The sequence below is a fragment of the Bacillus salipaludis genome (genome assembly GCF_030938565.1).
In the GTDB taxonomy this organism is placed as follows: domain Bacteria; phylum Bacillota; class Bacilli; order Bacillales; family Cytobacillaceae; genus Neobacillus; species Neobacillus salipaludis_A.
Map to the genome: position 1 here is coordinate 635,053 of NZ_JAVGVR010000001.1, position 18,269 is coordinate 653,321.

General features: G+C 40.4%; 20 protein-coding genes and 2 other annotated features. All 20 genes read left to right on the forward strand.

Annotated elements, in window-relative coordinates; translation table 11 throughout:
- Positions 1-2: 2 nt before the first annotated feature.
- The 20 genes from disA (at position 3) to rpoB (ending at position 18,258) form a co-directional block, all read left to right on the forward strand.
- The gene (gene disA / locus RCG21_RS03085) at positions 3-1,076 is read left to right on the forward strand and encodes a DNA integrity scanning diadenylate cyclase DisA (protein WP_133339258.1); all 1,074 of its coding nucleotides are present in this window, start codon (positions 3-5) and stop codon (positions 1,074-1,076) included.
- Between the two features lie 101 nt (positions 1,077-1,177).
- Positions 1,178-2,266 carry a PIN/TRAM domain-containing protein gene (locus RCG21_RS03090; RefSeq protein ID WP_133339256.1) on the forward strand — a complete coding sequence of 363 codons (1,089 nt, stop codon included), beginning with the start codon at positions 1,178-1,180 and terminating at the stop codon, positions 2,264-2,266.
- Positions 2,267-2,350: 84 nt separating this feature from the next.
- A complete protein-coding gene (gene ispD / locus RCG21_RS03095; RefSeq protein ID WP_133339254.1) occupies positions 2,351-3,040 on the forward strand; it encodes a 2-C-methyl-D-erythritol 4-phosphate cytidylyltransferase in 690 nt (229 codons plus the stop codon).
- A 2-nt stretch (positions 3,041-3,042) separates the two neighbouring features.
- Positions 3,043-3,525: a 2-C-methyl-D-erythritol 2,4-cyclodiphosphate synthase gene (gene ispF, locus RCG21_RS03100; RefSeq protein ID WP_133339252.1), complete on the forward strand. Its 483-nt coding sequence runs from the start codon at positions 3,043-3,045 to the stop codon at positions 3,523-3,525.
- A gap of 134 nt (positions 3,526-3,659) precedes the next feature.
- Positions 3,660-5,117, forward strand: a complete 1,458-nt coding sequence (gene gltX, locus RCG21_RS03105) for a glutamate--tRNA ligase (RefSeq protein WP_133339250.1) — start codon at positions 3,660-3,662, stop codon at positions 5,115-5,117.
- A 49-nt stretch (positions 5,118-5,166) separates the two neighbouring features.
- Positions 5,167-5,394 (forward strand) — a binding site (T-box leader).
- 70 nt (positions 5,395-5,464) lie between these two features.
- Entirely contained in the window at positions 5,465-6,136 is a 672-nt protein-coding gene (cysE, locus tag RCG21_RS03110) for a serine O-acetyltransferase (protein WP_197031409.1), read from the forward strand.
- Positions 6,117-7,514: a cysteine--tRNA ligase gene (gene cysS, locus RCG21_RS03115; RefSeq protein WP_133339248.1), complete on the forward strand. Its 1,398-nt coding sequence runs from the start codon at positions 6,117-6,119 to the stop codon at positions 7,512-7,514. Before cysE ends, cysS begins: the two co-directional genes overlap by 20 nt.
- Before the next feature lie 3 nt (positions 7,515-7,517).
- The gene (locus RCG21_RS03120; RefSeq protein WP_133339246.1) at positions 7,518-7,943 is read left to right on the forward strand and encodes a Mini-ribonuclease 3; all 426 of its coding nucleotides are present in this window, start codon (positions 7,518-7,520) and stop codon (positions 7,941-7,943) included.
- The gene (rlmB, locus tag RCG21_RS03125) at positions 7,940-8,683 is read left to right on the forward strand and encodes a 23S rRNA (guanosine(2251)-2'-O)-methyltransferase RlmB (protein ID WP_133339244.1); all 744 of its coding nucleotides are present in this window, start codon (positions 7,940-7,942) and stop codon (positions 8,681-8,683) included. Before RCG21_RS03120 ends, rlmB begins: the two co-directional genes overlap by 4 nt.
- Before the next feature lie 2 nt (positions 8,684-8,685).
- Entirely contained in the window at positions 8,686-9,195 is a 510-nt protein-coding gene (locus tag RCG21_RS03130; protein WP_133339242.1) for an NYN domain-containing protein, read from the forward strand.
- A gap of 68 nt (positions 9,196-9,263) precedes the next feature.
- Positions 9,264-9,914 (forward strand): RNA polymerase sporulation sigma factor SigH, encoded by a 651-nt coding sequence (gene sigH / locus RCG21_RS03135; RefSeq protein ID WP_026574073.1) that lies wholly within the window; start codon positions 9,264-9,266, stop codon positions 9,912-9,914.
- A 118-nt stretch (positions 9,915-10,032) separates the two neighbouring features.
- The gene (gene rpmG / locus RCG21_RS03140; protein WP_081810729.1) at positions 10,033-10,179 is read left to right on the forward strand and encodes a 50S ribosomal protein L33; all 147 of its coding nucleotides are present in this window, start codon (positions 10,033-10,035) and stop codon (positions 10,177-10,179) included.
- 44 nt (positions 10,180-10,223) lie between these two features.
- On the forward strand, positions 10,224-10,406 hold the full coding sequence (gene secE / locus RCG21_RS03145; protein ID WP_133339240.1) for a preprotein translocase subunit SecE: 183 nt from the start codon (positions 10,224-10,226) through the stop codon (positions 10,404-10,406).
- A 226-nt stretch (positions 10,407-10,632) separates the two neighbouring features.
- Positions 10,633-11,166, forward strand: a complete 534-nt coding sequence (gene nusG, locus RCG21_RS03150; RefSeq protein WP_026574075.1) for a transcription termination/antitermination protein NusG — start codon at positions 10,633-10,635, stop codon at positions 11,164-11,166.
- Positions 11,167-11,359: 193 nt separating this feature from the next.
- A complete protein-coding gene (gene rplK / locus RCG21_RS03155; RefSeq protein ID WP_026565509.1) occupies positions 11,360-11,785 on the forward strand; it encodes a 50S ribosomal protein L11 in 426 nt (141 codons plus the stop codon).
- 113 nt (positions 11,786-11,898) lie between these two features.
- The gene (gene rplA, locus RCG21_RS03160; RefSeq protein ID WP_133339238.1) at positions 11,899-12,597 is read left to right on the forward strand and encodes a 50S ribosomal protein L1; all 699 of its coding nucleotides are present in this window, start codon (positions 11,899-11,901) and stop codon (positions 12,595-12,597) included.
- Between the two features lie 49 nt (positions 12,598-12,646).
- Positions 12,647-12,792, forward strand: a sequence feature (ribosomal protein L10 leader region).
- Between the two features lie 32 nt (positions 12,793-12,824).
- Positions 12,825-13,325: a 50S ribosomal protein L10 gene (gene rplJ / locus RCG21_RS03165; protein WP_133339236.1), complete on the forward strand. Its 501-nt coding sequence runs from the start codon at positions 12,825-12,827 to the stop codon at positions 13,323-13,325.
- Between the two features lie 55 nt (positions 13,326-13,380).
- Positions 13,381-13,743, forward strand: a complete 363-nt coding sequence (rplL, locus tag RCG21_RS03170) for a 50S ribosomal protein L7/L12 (protein ID WP_026574078.1) — start codon at positions 13,381-13,383, stop codon at positions 13,741-13,743.
- Between the two features lie 100 nt (positions 13,744-13,843).
- A complete protein-coding gene (locus tag RCG21_RS03175; RefSeq protein WP_133339234.1) occupies positions 13,844-14,443 on the forward strand; it encodes a class I SAM-dependent methyltransferase in 600 nt (199 codons plus the stop codon).
- Positions 14,444-14,697: 254 nt separating this feature from the next.
- Entirely contained in the window at positions 14,698-18,258 is a 3,561-nt protein-coding gene (rpoB, locus tag RCG21_RS03180; RefSeq protein WP_133339232.1) for a DNA-directed RNA polymerase subunit beta, read from the forward strand.
- The last annotated feature ends 11 nt before the right edge of the window (positions 18,259-18,269 follow it).

The following is an 18,269-nucleotide window of genomic DNA, read 5'->3' on the forward strand; positions in this document are numbered from 1 at the left end:
AGATGGAAGTAAAAAGGCTTGGTGAGCAATCTGTAAGTGAAGTATTACCATTCATTGCACCAGGAACACCCCTTCGTGAAGGAATCGATAATGTGCTTCGGGCTAACACCGGGGGACTGATTGTAGTTGGTTATAATGATAAGGTGAAAAGTCTTGTGGATGGCGGCTTTCAAGTGAACTGTCCATTTTCACCAAGCTTTTTATATGAACTTGCAAAGATGGATGGCGCGATTATTCTTAATGAATTGGGCACGAAAATTCTCTTTGCGAATGCCCATCTTGCTCCGGACTCCACGGTGCCCTCCTCAGAAACAGGGATGCGCCACCGGACTGCTGAACGGGTGGCCAAACAAACAAAAGCGCTTGTGATTGCAATTTCCCAAAGAAGAAATGTCATTACTCTTTATCAAGGGAATTTACGCTATGCACTTAGGGATATCGGTGTGATTTTAACGAAGGCCAATCAAGCAGTACAAACGCTTGAAAAATATAAGGCTGTCTTAGAAGAAAGTATTACAAACTTAAGCATTTTAGAGTTTGAGGAATCTGTTACCTATACAGACTTTTTACTAGTTCTTCATCGGTTTGAGATGGTGTTAAAAATAAAAAATGAATTACTAACTTATTTAAATGAACTCGGAACAGAAGGAAGGCTGATCCGACTGCAAATCAATGAAATTTTAACAGAACTGGAAGAGGAAATGATGTTAATCCTTAAGGATTATGCGTTTGACCGGGAGACGAAAGCGCAGGAGGTCCTGGGCCGGTTGCAAGTCATGGCGAATCATGAAACCATGGAAGATATGGTATTATTAAAAATGATGGGCTATCAAGGATATGTACATCTCGATGAAAATAAGAACCCAAGGGGATACCGGATTCTAAATAAAATTCCGCGGCTGCCTGCGGTAATTGTTGAAAATCTCGTAACACGTTTTGGTACGCTCCCTAAAATTATTTTTGCAACGGTAGAGGAGCTCGATGATGTGGAGGGAATTGGAGAAGTACGTGCTAAGAAGATTAAAGAGGGTCTGAGATTGTTAAAAGAACGTCTGTATACAGAGAGACAACTTTAAAAGGAATACATTTCAAAATGGTTACAATTTGGAAAAATAATCATGAAACGAAGGTTTCAAATTGATGAAAATGTTTATAATGAAATAGAGGAGGTGAAGGAATGTTAAAACGAATTGTTCAAGCTTGCTTCCTCATTACCGGAGGTACGCTTGGAATCTTATTAATCCCTGAATTACTTAAATTAATCAACATGAATGACATTCCGATTGTCAGTAACTCATATGTCACTGCTATTATAGGTGCAATTATTTTTTATCTTATTACCTTTTGGGCAGTTGATTATGTACATGAATTTATTAAATGGACTGAGGATTCTTTAATTAAAATCCCGGTAACGGATGTACTTTTCGGCAGTATTGGGTTAATTTTTGGATTATTGGTGGCCTTTTTAATTGGCTTTGCCCTAAATGCGGTAAAGGTGCCAATTTTGAATGCAGTCGCTCCCATTCTACTGACCTTACTATTTGGTTATCTCGGTTTTCAAGTTGGGTTTAAGAAAAGGGATGAGTTATTAAATCTCTTTACAAACCGAATTGGAAAGAAAAAGTCAGGAGAGGAAGAACCCGAAAAGGCAGCATTCCAGCAATTAAAAATTCTCGATACTAGCGTCATTATTGATGGACGGGTTGCTGATATTTGCCAGACAGGATTTTTGGAAGGAACCATTGTCATCCCCCAATTTGTGCTGGAAGAGCTCCAGCATATTGCTGATTCATCCGATGTTTTAAAACGAAATCGCGGTCGGAGAGGTTTGGATATTCTCAATCGTATTCAAAAAGAGCTTGCGATAAAGGTTGAGATTTACGAGGGAGACTTTGAAGAAATTCAAGAGGTAGACAGCAAATTGGTCAAGCTTGCCAAGTTGACCAATGGCATTCTTGTGACCAATGATTTTAATTTAAACAAGGTTTGTGAATTACAGAACGTAACGGTGTTAAATATCAATGATTTGGCGAATGCGGTTAAACCGGTTGTTCTTCCGGGTGAAGAATTAACGGTGCAGGTTATTAAGGACGGAAAAGAATACCATCAGGGAGTTGCTTACCTTGATGACGGGACTATGATTGTGGTCGAAGAAGGACGAGAGTATATCGGAAAAAGAATTGAGGTTCTTGTTACTAGTGTACTGCAAACATCTGCGGGAAGGATGATTTTTGCGAAACCAAAATTATTAGAAAAGGCTTTGTAACAAGAAAAGCGAAAGTGCTTTTGCCAGGCGTTGGAATTGACACTAAAAACGGCAGAGTATGTTAGATAGAATTGGGGTTATAAGATGGGCTACCAGGTCATTCTCCCGGCAGCAGGTCAGGGAAAAAGAATGGGTGCAGGGAAAAATAAGCTGTTGCTTGAGTTAAGCGCTATTCCTATATTGATCCATACATTAAGGGTGTTCGAAGAGGACGAAAAATGTGATGGCATAATATTAGCGATACATCCCCAGGATGAAGCTGAATTTAATGTCTTGCTTAAACAATATCAGATTGAGAAAGTAAAAGGCCTGGTACCGGGTGGAAAAGAACGTCAGCACAGTATCCATCATGCATTGAAAACAGTGAAGGATGGCGAAATGATTCTTGTTCATGATGCCGCCCGCCCCTTTATTAGAAAAGAATATATTCACCGTCTGATAAAGGCAGCGGAAGAAACTGGTGCGGCGATTATTGGCGTACCGGCAAAAGACACGATGAAAACAGTGCGCAATCGAACGGTGCTGGGAACAGTCGAACGATCTAGCTTGTGGGCAGTACAAACCCCACAAGCTTTTCGCATGTCCATTTTGCTTGAAGCCTATGAAAATGCAGAAAGTGAAAACTTTTTAGGGACGGATGATGCAAGCTTAGTGGAGCGAATCCCCCACCCCGTTACAGTGGTGGAAGGAGATTATGATAATATTAAGCTAACAACACCGGAGGATTTATTTTTTGCCGAAGCAATATTGAAAAAAAGAAAAGGGAGTTTTTAAAGATGTTTCGAATTGGACAAGGCTTTGATGTTCACCAATTAACGGAAGGACGCCCGCTCATTATCGGTGGTATAAAAATCCCTTACGAAAAAGGGCTGTTGGGCCATTCTGATGCCGATGTATTATTACATACCGTTTCGGATGCCTGTCTTGGCGCAATTGGAGAAGGGGACATCGGCAGGCACTTTCCGGATACCGATCCAAATTTTAAGGATGCTGATTCTGCTAAGTTGATGGAGCACGTATGGAAGCTCGTGAAAGAAAAAGGCTATGAGCTCGTAAATGCCGATTGCACTATCATTGCGCAAAAGCCAAAAATGGCTCCTTATATTGAGCAGATGAAAGGCCGGATTGCTGAATTACTTGAAGCAGCACCGGACCAGGTCAATGTAAAAGCTACCACTACAGAAAAACTCGGCTTTACCGGAAGAGAAGAGGGAATTGCAGCCCAGGCTGTTGTGTTATTAAAGAAAATAAATGCTTAATCTTTATACTTTACAGTGGTAAAATATCAGGTGAAAACAATTCCGAAAAGATGTCTAGCTGCAGCGCCTAGGGGCTTGAGGTCACAAGCCCCTGGGCAAGGCGCTTTTGCTTTTCTTAGGAGGCACTATATATCATGTCAAATGAAGTTCGTGTAAGGTATGCTCCAAGTCCAACTGGACATTTACATATTGGGAATGCTCGTACTGCGTTATTTAATTATTTGTTTGCACGCAATAAGGGCGGGAAATTTATCATCCGGATTGAGGATACTGATAAAAAGCGGAACATTGCCGGTGGAGAAGAAAGCCAATTAAAATATTTAAAATGGCTTGGAATGGATTGGGACGAAAGTGTTGATATCGGCGGTGAATATGGTCCATACCGTCAATCGGAACGGAATGATATTTATGAAGTCTATTACAAGCAATTATTAGAAAACGGTAAAGCTTATAAATGCTACTGCACCGAAGAAGAGTTAGAGGCTGAACGTGAAGGACAGATCGCTAGAGGGGAAAATCCTCAATATTCAGGAAAGTGCCGCCATTTAACAGCGGAACAGCGCAGCCAGCTTGAGGGCGAAGGCCGTCAGCCAAGCATCCGGATTGCGGTTCCCCAAGAAACAACCTATACATTTGATGATATGGTAAAAGGTGTTGTATCTTTCGAATCCGAAGGGATCGGCGACTATGTAATCGTGAAGAAGGACGGAACTCCAACCTATAATTTTGCTGTTGCAGTAGATGATCATTTAATGGAAATCTCCCATGTTTTACGTGGGGATGACCATATTTCAAATACCCCGAAACAGCTTGTAGTTTATGAAGCATTAGGCTGGGAACCGCCAATTTTTGGACATATGACCTTAATCGTCAATGAGAGTCGAAGAAAATTAAGTAAGCGCGATGAATCAATTATTCAATTTATTGAGCAATATGAGGATTTAGGTTATCTGCCGGAGGCATTATTTAATTTTATTACATTGCTCGGTTGGTCACCTGCAGGGGAAGAAGAAATTTATTCGAAAGCGGAATTTATTGAATTGTTTGATGCGGAACGACTTTCCAAATCACCTGCATTATTTGACAAGCAAAAACTTGCTTGGATGAACAATCAGTACATGAAAAAGGTGGAGCTTGACCGCGTTTATCAACTTGCGGTTCCACATTTAATCAAAGCAGGCCGTTTGCCTGAAAAAATGACGGAGGCCGAGCAGCACTGGGCTAAAAGTCTTGTTGCTCTTTTCCAAGAAAAAATGAGCTTTGGCGCAGAAATCGTCGAGCTTACCGAGTTATTTTTCAAGGATGAGGCAGAATATGAAGAAGAGGCAAAAGAGATTCTTTCCGGTGAACAGGTTCCGGAAGTGTTGAAGGCATTTTCCCATGAACTTGACCAGCTTCCAAGCTTTGAAGCAAATGGAATTAAAGCTGCAATGAAAGCTGTTCAAAAGTCAACAGGACAAAAAGGGAAAAATCTTTTTATGCCGATTCGTGCAGCCGTAACGGGTCAAACACATGGGCCGGATTTGCCGCAGGCGATTGAGCTTTTAGGAAAAGAAAAAATTCAAGCAAGAATTAATAAAATTATCAGTTAACAATTGAAATAAAAAAATAATATAGTAAAATTAAATAAATTCCATATGCATGAAAGTGAAGAAGAGGATAAGTAAAAAAATGATGTTTTAAAGAGAGAACCATCACCGGCTGAAAGTGGTTCAGGCCGCTCATTTTTTGAAATGCACCTCTGAGCCCCATTTCGAAAAGGAGGATTCCAGAGTAGATATGGGCGGAACCTATCCGTTAACAGGTAGAGTGAGACCGAAATAGAGTTTTGGTCTAATCAGAGTGGAACCGCGCTTAAGCGTCTCTGTCGTATAGACAGGGACGCTTTTTTATATTAATGGGGAATTTTGGGCTGTGTTTTCAAAAAAGGGGGGAAACCATCATGTTTAAAACATTTAAAGAGGACGTTGAGGTTATATTTGAACAGGATCCAGCGGCACGAAGTTATTTTGAGGTGGTATTAACATATTCCGGTTTACACGCCATTTGGGCACATCGAATTGCTCATGCCTTCTATAAGCGAAAATTTTATTTTATCGCGAGGGTGATTTCGCAGGTCAGCCGTTTTTTTACCGGAATTGAAATTCACCCGGGGGCAAAAATAGGCAGAAGATTTTTTATTGACCATGGCATGGGTGTCGTCATTGGGGAAACCTGTGAAATAGGGGATAACGTAACAGTTTTCCAAGGGGTAACGCTTGGCGGAACTGGGAAAGAAAAGGGAAAACGTCATCCAACCATTAAGGACAACGCCTTGATTGCTACAGGGGCTAAGGTACTTGGATCAATTACGGTTGGGGAAAATTCAAAAATTGGTGCCGGCTCTGTTGTTTTAAAAGAGGTGCCGCCAAACTCTACCGTTGTAGGTGTTCCAGGCAGAGTTGTCATTCAGAACGGAAAACGAATTAATAAGGACTTCAACCATTGCGATCTGCCAGATCCAATTGCGGATCGGTTATCGGAAATGCAAAACGAGATCAATCGGTTACAGCACCATTTAGATGAACTGGAAGATGAAGGGAGCAAGCTTAATGACCATTCAGTTATATAATACACTTACACGAAAAAAGGAAACATTCGTTCCATTAGAAGAAGGTAAGGTAAAAATGTATGTCTGCGGTCCAACGGTTTATAATTATATTCATATAGGCAATGCGCGTCCGGCCATTGTATTTGATACCGTCCGCCGTTATTTGGAATACCGAGGCTTTGAGGTGAAATACGTATCAAACTTTACCGATGTTGACGATAAGCTGATTCGAGCAGCCAATCAATTGGGTGAAGATGTTCCGACAATTGCCAATCGCTTCATCCATGCCTATTTTGAGGATGTATCTGCATTAGGCTGCCAAAAAGCCGATGTCCATCCGCGTGTAATGGAAAATATGGATATTATTATCGACTTTATCAGCCAATTGATTGAAAAAGGTTATGCCTATGAGTCAGAGGGAGATGTCTACTTCCGTACAAGAAAGTTTGATGAATACGGTAAACTATCACATCAATCAATTGATGAGCTTCGGGTAGGGGCAAGGATTGAGGTTGGCGAAAAGAAACAAGATGATCTTGACTTTGCTCTATGGAAAGCTGCAAAGGAAGGAGAAATCTTCTGGGAAAGTCCGTGGGGAATAGGCAGACCAGGCTGGCATATTGAGTGCTCGGCAATGGCGAAAAAATATCTGGGTGAGACCATTGACATTCATGCCGGCGGACAGGATTTAACCTTCCCGCATCATGAAAATGAAATTGCCCAATCAGAAGCACTTTCTGGAAAAACATTTGCAAATTACTGGATGCATAATGGCTATATTAATATTGATAATGAAAAAATGTCAAAATCACTTGGCAATTTTGTGTTAGTCCATGACATTATTAAAAAGCATAACCCACAAGTATTACGATTCTTTATGCTGTCTGTTCATTACCGCAATCCAATCAATTATAGCGAGGAATTATTAGAAAGTACGAAGGCCGCATTCGAAAGGTTGACCACCTCCTACCAAAATTTAAAGCATCGCAAAGAGGCAAGTACAGACTTAACCAATAATAATCAGGAGTGGCTTGAAAAAATAGCAGAAATGCGCGGCCAATTTATAAAGGAAATGGATGATGATTTTAACACAGCTAATGCCATTTCAGTTCTATTCGAGCTTTCAAAATTGGCGAACTATTATTTGCTCGAAAAAAATACAGCGAAGATTGTAATCGATGAATTTATCAACGAATTTGAGCAATTGTTCCGCGTTTTAGGTTTAACACTTGAAAAAGAAGAAATGTTGGACGAAGAAATTGATGCCTTACTTGAAAAAAGAATTCAAGCCCGCAAGGATCGTAATTTTCAGTTAGCAGATCAAATTCGGGATCAGCTAAAAGCGTTGAATATTATTTTAGAAGATACACCTCAGGGTACACGCTGGAAAAGAGGATAATTCATGCTTGATTATGAGAACCATGTGGATGCAAAACAATTAAATAGTCTGGCACTTGCTTACATGGGTGATGCTGTATTTGAAATTTACGTACGGCGTCACCTGCTGCAAAGTGGAAAAGTAAGGCCAAACCAGTTACATCATGCCGGGACGAAATATGTTTCCGCAAAAGCGCAGTGCCAAATTTTGTTTCATATGATGGATGACCATCTTCTTACGGAAGAAGAAACGGCTGTCATCATGCGGGGCCGAAATGCAAAGTCAGGAACCGTTCCCAAAAATACGGATGTGCAAACGTACCGTTACAGCACTGCGTTTGAAGCACTGATGGGACATCTATATTTAACGGGGGAACTGATCCGGTTAGAAGAACTTATTCAAAAAGCATTTACCTATGTAGACGAAAAGAAAGGAGGAACAACAGGATGACCCAAGAATATATCATCGGAAAAAATCCAGTAATTGAAGCACTAAAGTCAAATCGCGATATCAATAAAATTCTCATTGCCGAGGGTTCACAGCGGGGGCAAATGCAGCAAATTACCCAGCTTGCTAAAGAGGGAAATGTGATTGTTCAATTTGTTCCAAAGAAAAAAATTGATCAAATTACAGATCAAAATCATCAAGGGGTCCTTGCGTACGTGGCAGCCTACCAATATGCAGAAATGGATGATTTATTTGCTGCAGCAGAAAAGAAAAATGAACCTCCTTTCTTTTTATTATTAGATGAAATTGAAGACCCGCATAACCTTGGTTCCATTATGAGAACAGCTGATTCGGTAGGGGCACATGGCATTATTATCCCAAAGCGAAGAGCTGTTGGACTAACCGCGACAGTGGCAAAAGCCTCGACTGGAGCAATTGAATATATACCTGTTGTCCGTGTGACAAATATGGCTCGTACCATTGATGAGTTAAAGGAACGGGGTGTATGGATTGCCGGAACAGATGCCAAAGGGAAAGAGGATTACCGTCAATTTGATGGGACGCTTCCACTTGGCCTCGTGATTGGCAGTGAGGGAAAAGGAATGGGCAGGCTTGTGCGAGATAAATGTGACTTCTTAATTCATTTGCCAATGGCCGGCAAGGTTACATCCTTGAATGCATCCGTTGCAGCGGCATTACTCATGTATGAGGTATTCCGAAAAAGGCACCCTCTTGAGGGATAGAAATGGATATCCTGCTTGTCGATGGCTATAACATTATCGGTGCCTGGCCCGATTTAAGGGGTTTAAAGGAACGTGATTTACCTGCCGCACGGGATCGCTTGGTGGAAAAAATGGCAGAATACCAAGCCTTTTCCGGTTACCGTGTGATCGTGGTTTTTGATGCACAGTATGTTCAGGGCACCGAGAAAAAATATAAAAATCATAAAGTAGAAGTGATTTTTACAAAGAAAAATGAAACAGCGGATGAACGGATTGAGAAATTGGCGATTAGCCTAAATAATCGAAAAACGCAAATTCACGTAGCTACATCTGATTTTACAGAACAATGGGCGATTTTTGGACAAGGGGCACTGAGGAAATCTGCTAGGGAATTACTGATTGAAATGTCTTCAATTGAAAAAGGCATAGAAAAGAGGGTAAAGAAAATTCAAGAGAAACGGCCTGCTGCAAAGATTCAAATTAGTGATGAAATGGCAGAAATTTTTGAAAAATGGCGCAGGGGAGAAAAGTAAGAATTGACGGTCAAAAAAACCATCATGTATACTTAGATTATCTATGCTTGTTCGGTGGAGGGGATCTAGTGAGTACAGACTTCGGGATAAAAATCAACGAACAATTTTTTTCAATGGAAGATGAAGAAATTGTGGATCTAGTGCACCAGGGTGAAAGTGAAGCGTTGGATTATTTAATCCACAAGTATCGAAATTTTGTACGGGCAAAAGCAAGATCCTACTTTTTAATTGGGGCAGATAAGGAAGACATTGTCCAGGAGGGTATGATCGGGCTGTATAAGGCGATACGTGATTTTCGGGAGGACAAGCTCACTTCATTTAAAGCGTTTGCAGAGCTTTGTATTACCCGCCAAATTATTACGGCAATAAAAACAGCAACAAGGCAAAAGCATATTCCGTTAAATTCATATGTCTCATTGGACAAGCCTATTTATGATGAAGAATCAGACCGAACATTAATGGATATTTTATCTGGGGCAAAAGTGCTTGACCCAGAGGAATTAATCATTAATCAAGAAGAATTTGATCATATTGAGGTAAAAATGACTGAATTATTGAGTGATTTAGAAAGGAAGGTTCTGGCACTCTACCTTGATGGACAATCCTATCAGGAGATTTCTGAGGAACTAAACCGCCATGTTAAATCGATCGATAATGCGTTGCAGCGCGTAAAGCGAAAGCTTGAAAGATACCTTGAAATCCGGGAGTTTTCCTTGTAATTTATAACTAGTATAAATATGGAATTTATGTGAATGCGTTCCCAACTATTATTGACATATAGTATGTACCGTGTTACATTTTTAGGATATAATAGTAGGACAATTGAAGGTGTCAAATATGAGTAAAAAGGTTATCCTTGCATGCGTTGACTGTGGTTCAAGGAATTATTCAACGATCGGCAAGCAGGAAAAATCAGAGAGATTAGAATTGAAAAAATTCTGCAAAACTTGTAATTCGCATACATTACACCGTGAGACAAAGTAATTTTAATATAGTTAGTAGGCAATCCCGATTTTGGAGGTTACAGAATGCAGCGCATAAAGAAGTTCTTCAGTGATGTTTTCCGCGAGATGAGAAAGGTTAGCTGGCCAAAACGCGGTGAATTAACAAGATATACAGTTACTGTTTTATCTACCGTTGTGTTTGTTGCTCTTTTCTTTGAAGTAATAGATTTAGGAATTTCTAAATTGATTCGTTTAATTCTTGAATAATAGATGTTATTTCATGGTATAATGGTGATTAATACAGGAAATTTTTATGCAAAGCCCGTTTAACGGGTTTTTTATTTTGGCTGTGTTCAGTAGTTGAATTTGTAATTATGATAATTGGAGCGGAGCGCCCGCGGAAAGCGAAATGTCTGGAGCGCAAATCAGCAAGCAAGTTTAACACAGCTTTAAATTGAAAAATACAGGGAGGGACGGACACTAGTCCTCTTAAATGGAAAAGAATTGGTATGTTGTTCATACTTACTCAGGCTATGAAAATAAAGTAAAAGCCAATCTGGAAAAGCGCGTTGAATCAATGGGGATGGCGGATAAAATTTTCCGAGTAGTTGTACCTGAGGAAGAAGAAACCGAAATTAAAAATGGTAAAAAGAAAGTCGTAAAACGAAAAGTTTTCCCTGGATATGTACTAGTTGAAATTGTTATGACCGATGATTCTTGGTACGTCGTACGGAATACACCTGGAGTAACTGGATTCGTTGGCTCTGCCGGTTCAGGCTCAAAACCGACACCGCTTCTTCCGGAAGAGGTGACGGTATTACTGAAACGCATGGGAGTAGAAGAAAAGCGTTTGGATGTGGATTTTGAAATTGGTGAAACCGTACGCGTAAAAGAAGGCCCATTTGCTAACTTTACCGGTACTGTAGAAGAAATGGACAAGGATAAAGCTAAGCTTAAAGTACTTGTTAATATGTTTGGCCGTGATACGCCTGTAGAGTTAGATTTTACGCAAATTGATAAGCTCTAAAAAGAAAAATTGATTGATATTGTAAAAAAACTTGAAATCAATTATAAAAAATGTTAATATTTCATAGGTCAGTATGTCTCGATTTTTGAGACAAGACTTTGTCAAGTTCTTTATCTTTATATAAAGACAGATGCCTTGAGTGGGAGGGTGAATACCCTATTACCACATCACGGACTTTAAGGAGGTGTGTCTCGTGGCTAAAAAAGTAATTAAAGTTGTTAAATTGCAAATCCCTGCTGGTAAAGCGAATCCTGCACCACCAGTTGGTCCTGCACTAGGTCAAGCCGGTGTTAATATCATGGGATTCTGTAAGGAATTTAACGCTCGTACAGCTGATCAAGCTGGATTAATTATTCCTGTTGAAATTACGGTGTTTGAAGACCGTTCATTTACATTTATTACGAAAACTCCTCCTGCTGCCGTTCTTTTGAAAGTAGCAGCTGGAATCCAGTCTGGTTCTGGTGAACCAAACCGTAATAAAGTAGCAACAGTTAAGCGTAACACAGTACGCGAGATTGCGGAACAGAAAATGCCTGATCTTAACGCAGCTAGCGTTGAAGCAGCAATGCGCATGGTTGAAGGTACTGCACGCAGCATGGGAATCGTTATCGAAGATTAATCCATGTAAACTGTTGATGATGTAATGAGAGGGTTGCGAAGTTCTAAAATATTCGCAACCTTTTTCGTGGGAGTTATTCAACGTTAAAACCACAATTTAGGAGGAAAAACAAAATGGCTAAAAAAGGTAAAAAGTATCTAGAAGCTGTGAAGCTTGTAGATCGCACAAAAGCTTACCCAATTGCAGAAGCAATCGAACTTGCAAAGAAGACAAACTTTGCAAAATTTGACGCAACTCTTGAAGTTGCATTCCGCTTAGGCGTTGATCCTAAGAAAGCTGACCAACAAATCCGTGGTGCAGTTGTACTTCCGAACGGTACTGGTAAAACTCAACGCGTTTTAGTTTTCGCGAAGGGTGAAAAAGTAAAAGAAGCAGAAGCAGCTGGTGCTGATTATGTTGGCGATGCAGAATACATCAACAAAATCCAACAAGGTTGGTTCGAATTTGATGTAATCGTCGCAACTCCAGATATGATGGGTGAAGTTGGTAAACTTGGTCGTGTATTAGGACCTAAAGGTTTAATGCCAAACCCTAAAACTGGTACAGTTACATTTGATGTAACAAGAGCAATCAATGAAATTAAAGCAGGTAAAGTTGAATACCGTGTTGACAAAGCTGGTAATATCCACGTGCCAATCGGTAAAGCTTCTTTTGAAGATGGAAAACTTGTTGAAAACTTCAAAACAATTTTCGACACAATGTTGAAAGTTAAGCCTGCTGCTGCAAAAGGTACTTACATGAAGAACGTAACCGTTACTTCAACAATGGGACCTGGCGTGAAGGTTGATCCTTCTTCTGTTGCAGCAAAATAATTTTTATTGACAATTAATTATAGATTTAATATAATATATTTTGTTGTTTAAATTAAAAACATTTGTACTGTAGACAGCAGGGGCGCAACATGCGCTTAATAATCCTGCCGAGGTAATGCGATAAATTGGCTGAAACGCTTCAGCTTTATGCTGCCTCCATGTCTTCGATTGATATGGAGGTTTTTATCTGCCTGGTATAAATGTAGATAACTACAGGAGGTGTAAAGATGAGCAGTGCAATCGAATCAAAGAAATTGATCGTTGATGAAATCGCTGATAAATTAAAAGCCAGCAAATCTACGATTGTTGTTGACTACCGTGGTCTTACTGTTTCTGAAGTAACTGAACTTCGTAAGCAGCTTCGCGAAGCTGGTGTCGATTTCAAAGTTTACAAAAACTCAATGGCTCGCCGTGCGGCTGATGCTGTTGAACTTTCAGGTTTAAACGAAGCTCTAACAGGTCCAAACGCAATTGCGTTCAGTACCGAAGATGTTGTAGCTCCTGCTAAAATCCTTAATGATTTTGCGAAAAAACATGAGGCTCTTGAAATTAAAGCAGGTGTAATCGAAGGAAGCATCGCTACAGTTGAAGAGGTTAAAGCTCTTGCAGAACTTCCTTCACGCGAAGGTTTACTTTCTATGCTACTTTCCGTACTACAAGCTCCAATCCGCAATCTTGCTCTTGCTGCAAAAGCAGTTGCAGATCAAAAAGAAGAACAAGGCGCGTAAGTTAATTTAAAAGCGTAATTAATAAATTGAATGAAAACTAAGGAGGAAATTTAAAATGACTAAAGAACAAATCATTGAAGCAGTTAAATCTATGACTGTTTTAGAACTTAACGATCTAGTAAAAGCAATCGAAGAAGAATTCGGCGTAACTGCTGCTGCTCCTGTAGCTATGGTTGGCGGAGCTGGTGCTGCTGCTGTTGAAGAAAAAACTGAATTTGATGTAATCCTAGCTAGCGCTGGCGATCAAAAAATCAAAGTTATTAAAGTTGTTCGTGAAATCACTGGTCTTGGTCTTAAAGAAGCAAAAGATCTTGTTGATAACACTCCAAAGCCAGTTAAAGAAGGCGTATCTAAAGAAGATGCTGAAGCAATCAAAGCTAAGCTTGATGAAGTTGGAGCGAACGTTGAAGTTAAGTAATTTTTCTATAAAAAAGCTCGCTGTATAGCGGGCTTTTTTTGGCTTATTTTTAAAAATCCTCGTTTTTCTTCAAAATCATTCTCCAGGGAGGAATTGTCTTTTGTCTGAACACTACTATTCTCGTACCCAAAAAGTTGAAAGTGATCCGAAGTACTGGGATTTTACATTAAGAAATCACCGATTTCGCTTTAAAACGGATAATGGTGTTTTTTCAAAGCGTGAAGTGGACTTTGGCTCACGTGTATTAATTGAGGCGTTTGAAATGCCTGATGTCGAAGGCTCCGTTTTAGATGTTGGCTGTGGTTATGGGCCGATTGGTCTTACTTTGGCATTGACGTACCCTGAGCGAATGGTTCATATGGTTGATGTAAATGAGCGGGCAATTGAATTAGCAAAAGAAAATGCCGTACTAAATCAAATTGAAAATGTTGTAATTTATGAAAGTGATCGGTTAACGGGGGTTAAGGCAAGTGATTTTGCTGCTGTTTTAACGAATCCGCCGATTCGAGCCGGAAAACAGGTTGTTCACGACATTTTTGAACAAAGTCATGAGTACCTCGCATATGGCGGTGAGCTCTGGGTAGTGATTCAAAAGAAGCAAGGAGCGCCGTCAGCAATAGAAAAATTAAAGGAACTATTTTCTGAGGTAGAGACGGTCGTTAAATCAAAAGGTTATTTTGTTATTAAGGCTAAAAAATAGTTGACTCTAATATGCCACTATGTTAGCATTATAAAATGCCATCATAATATTTTCCGAATTATTCCTGAAAATAATTGATTTTACTGTATAAAAATGGATGAAGACGGAAATGATGACAAAATAATAGTCAAAATGTGAAAATGTGGTTTTTATGTAAAACCCTTTTTCTTTTTGTCTGATGAGAGGGAGTTTATTTCTTCTTAAAAGACGTTAATACATTTTTATTATAACGCTTGATTTGAGGGGTGAATCAGTTGACAGGTCAACTAGTTCAGTATGGACGACACCGGAAGCGGAGGAGTTACGCGCGAATCAGTGAAGTTTTAGAATTACCAAATCTTATTGAAATCCAAACCTCTTCATATCAATGGTTTCTTGATGAGGGGTTGCGTGAAATGTTCCAGGATATTTCACCGATTGAAGACTTTACTGGTAACCTATCTCTAGAATTTATTGATTACAGCCTTGGCGATCCAAAGTATTCTGTTGAAGAATCAAAAGAACGGGACGTTACATATTCAGCACCATTACGTGTAAAAGTACGTCTTGTGAACAAAGAAACAGGCGAAGTAAAAGACCAAGATGTTTTTATGGGTGATTTCCCGCTCATGACAGAAACGGGTACGTTTGTCATCAATGGTGCTGAACGTGTTATTGTTTCTCAGTTAGTACGTTCACCGAGCGTATACTTCAGTGGGAAAGTTGATAAAAACGGAAAAAGAGGATTTACAGCAACGGTAATTCCGAACCGCGGCGCTTGGCTTGAGTATGAAACAGATGCCAAAGATGTCGTATATGTAAGAATAGATCGTACTCGGAAACTGCCCGTTACGGTTCTTTTGCGTGCACTTGGCTTCGGCTCTGATCAAGAAATCATTGAATTGATTGGGGACAACGAGTATATTCGCAATACGCTGGAGAAGGACAATACTGAGGGTGTAGATAAAGCCCTTTTGGAAATTTATGAACGTCTGCGTCCAGGTGAACCACCGACAGTTGAAAATGCAAAAAGTTTATTAGTTTCCCGTTTCTTTGACCCTAAGCGATATGACCTAGCTAATGTTGGTCGCTATAAGATCAATAAAAAGCTTCATATTAAAAACCGCTTATTCAATCAACGGTTAGCAGAATCCCTTGTGGATCCTGAAACTGGTGAAATTATTGCAGAAAAAGGGACATTACTTGACCGCAGAAATCTTGATCGGATTATTCCTGCGCTTGAAAAAAATATTAACTTTAACAGTTTTAATCCATCGGGCGGCGTAGTGGAGGATGATATCATTCTTCAGGGAATTAAAATTTATGCCCCTAATGATGAAAATGAAAAAGTCATCAACGTATTAGGTAATGCCTATGTTGCTGAACCGATTAAGAATATCACTCCTGCAGATATTATTGCGTCCATCAGCTATTTCTTTAATTTGCTGCATGGTGTGGGAGATACAGATGATATTGACCATCTAGGAAACAGACGTCTTCGCTCTGTTGGTGAATTATTGCAAAATCAATTCCGAATTGGATTATCCCGGATGGAGCGCGTTGTTCGTGAAAGAATGTCTATTCAAGATACAGCAACAATCACACCGCAGCAGCTGATTAATATTCGTCCAGTTATTGCGTCAATTAAAGAGTTCTTCGGAAGTTCGCAATTATCGCAATTCATGGATCAAACGAACCCACTGGCAGAGTTAACACATAAACGCCGTTTATCAGCCTTAGGACCTGGTGGACTAACGCGTGAACGTGCTGGAATGGAAGTCCGTGACGTTCACTACTCCCACTATGGCCGTATGTGTCCGATTGAAACACCAGAGGGTCCGAACATTGGTTTGATTAACTCATTATCATCTTATGCAAAAGTGAACCGTTTTGGCTTTATTGAAACACCTTACCGCCGTGTTGATCCTGACACAGGAAAGGTAACAAGCCGAATTGACTATCTTACTGCAGATGAAGAAGATAACTATGTAGTTGCACAAGCGAATTCCCGTTTAGGAGACGATGGTTCATTCCTTGATACGGATATCGTAGCTCGTTTCCGTGGTGAGAACACAGTTGTAAATCGTGACCGTATTGATTATATGGATGTTTCACCAAAACAGGTAGTGTCTGCAGCAACTGCCTGTATTCCATTCCTTGAAAACGATGACTCAAACCGTGCATTAATGGGTGCGAACATGCAGCGTCAAGCAGTACCGCTTATGCAGCCGGAAGCTCCTCGTGTTGGAACCGGTATGGAATATGTATCAGGGAAAGACTCAGGTGCAGCGGTTATTTGTAAGCAGGATGGAATTGTCGAGCATGTAGAAGCCCGCGAAGTTTGGGTTCGCGAAATTAAAGAAGTAGATGGCCAAGAGGTAAAGGGCGATCTGAAAAAATACAGATTATTAAAGTTTATCCGTTCTAACCAAGGTACTTGCTACAACCAGCGTCCAATTGTTGCAGTAGGCAACCGTGTGAAAAAAGGCGAAATTCTTGCTGATGGTCCTTCAATGGAATTAGGGGAATTGGCTCTTGGACGTAATGTTCTCGTTGCGTTTATGACGTGGGATGGTTATAACTATGAAGATGCAATTATCATGAGTGAACGTCTTGTAAAAGATGATGTTTATACATCTATTCATATTGAAGAGTATGAATCTGAATCTCGTGATACAAAGCTTGGACCAGAGGAAATTACTCGTGATATTCCGAATGTTGGGGAAGATGCCCTTCGTAATCTGGATGAGCGCGGTATTATCCGTACAGGTGCAGAGGTAAAAGATGGTGACCTTCTTGTTGGTAAGGTTACGCCAAAAGGGGTTACTGAACTAACGGCTGAAGAACGACTCTTACATGCTATTTTTGGTGAAAAGGCCCGTGAGGTCCGTGATACTTCATTACGGGTACCACATGGCGGCGGAGGAATCGTCCATGATGTTAAAGTCTTTAACCGTGAAGACGGAGACGAACTTCCACCTGGAGTAAACCAGCTTGTTCGTGTTTATATCGTACAGAAGCGTAAGATTCACCAAGGTGATAAAATGGCGGGACGCCACGGAAATAAAGGGGTTATCTCAAGGATTTTACCTGAAGAAGATATGCCTTATTTACCAGATGGCACACCTGTTGATATCATGTTAAACCCATTAGGGGTACCTTCTCGTATGAATATCGGCCAGGTGCTTGAGCTCCATTTAGGAATGGCTGCAAGATATTTAGGAATTCATGTTGCAACTCCGGTATTTGACGGAGCGCGTGAAGAAGATGTATGGTCAACGATTGAAGAGGCAGGAATGGCACGCGATGCGAAAACCGTTCTTTACGATGGCCGTACAGGTGAACCATTTGACAACCGGGTTTCAGTTGGTGTCATGTATATGATTAAACTTGCCCACATGGTTGACGATAAATTGCATGCCCGTTCAACGGGACCTTACTCACTTGTTACGCAGCAGCCACTTGGCGGTAAAGCGCAATTTGGCGGACAGCGTTTCGGTGAGATGGAGGTTTGGGCGCTTGAAGCCTATGGTGCTGCTTATACGCTTCAAGAAATCCTTACTGTTAAATCAGACGACGTTGTCGGTCGTGTGAAAACATATGAGGCGATTGTAAAAGGTGAAAATGTTCCGGAGCCGGGCGTTCCAGAATCATTCAAGGTTTTAATAAAAGAGCTTCAAAGTCTTGGTATGGATGTGAAAATCCTTTCCGGTGATGAAGAAGAAATTGAAATGCGTGATTTGGAAGATGAGGATGACTTGCAGCAGGTCGATACATTAAATATAGTTCCTGAAGCCCAGAACCTTGAATCTGAAAAAGTTGGTTCAAAAGAGTAATTAGCTGCTAA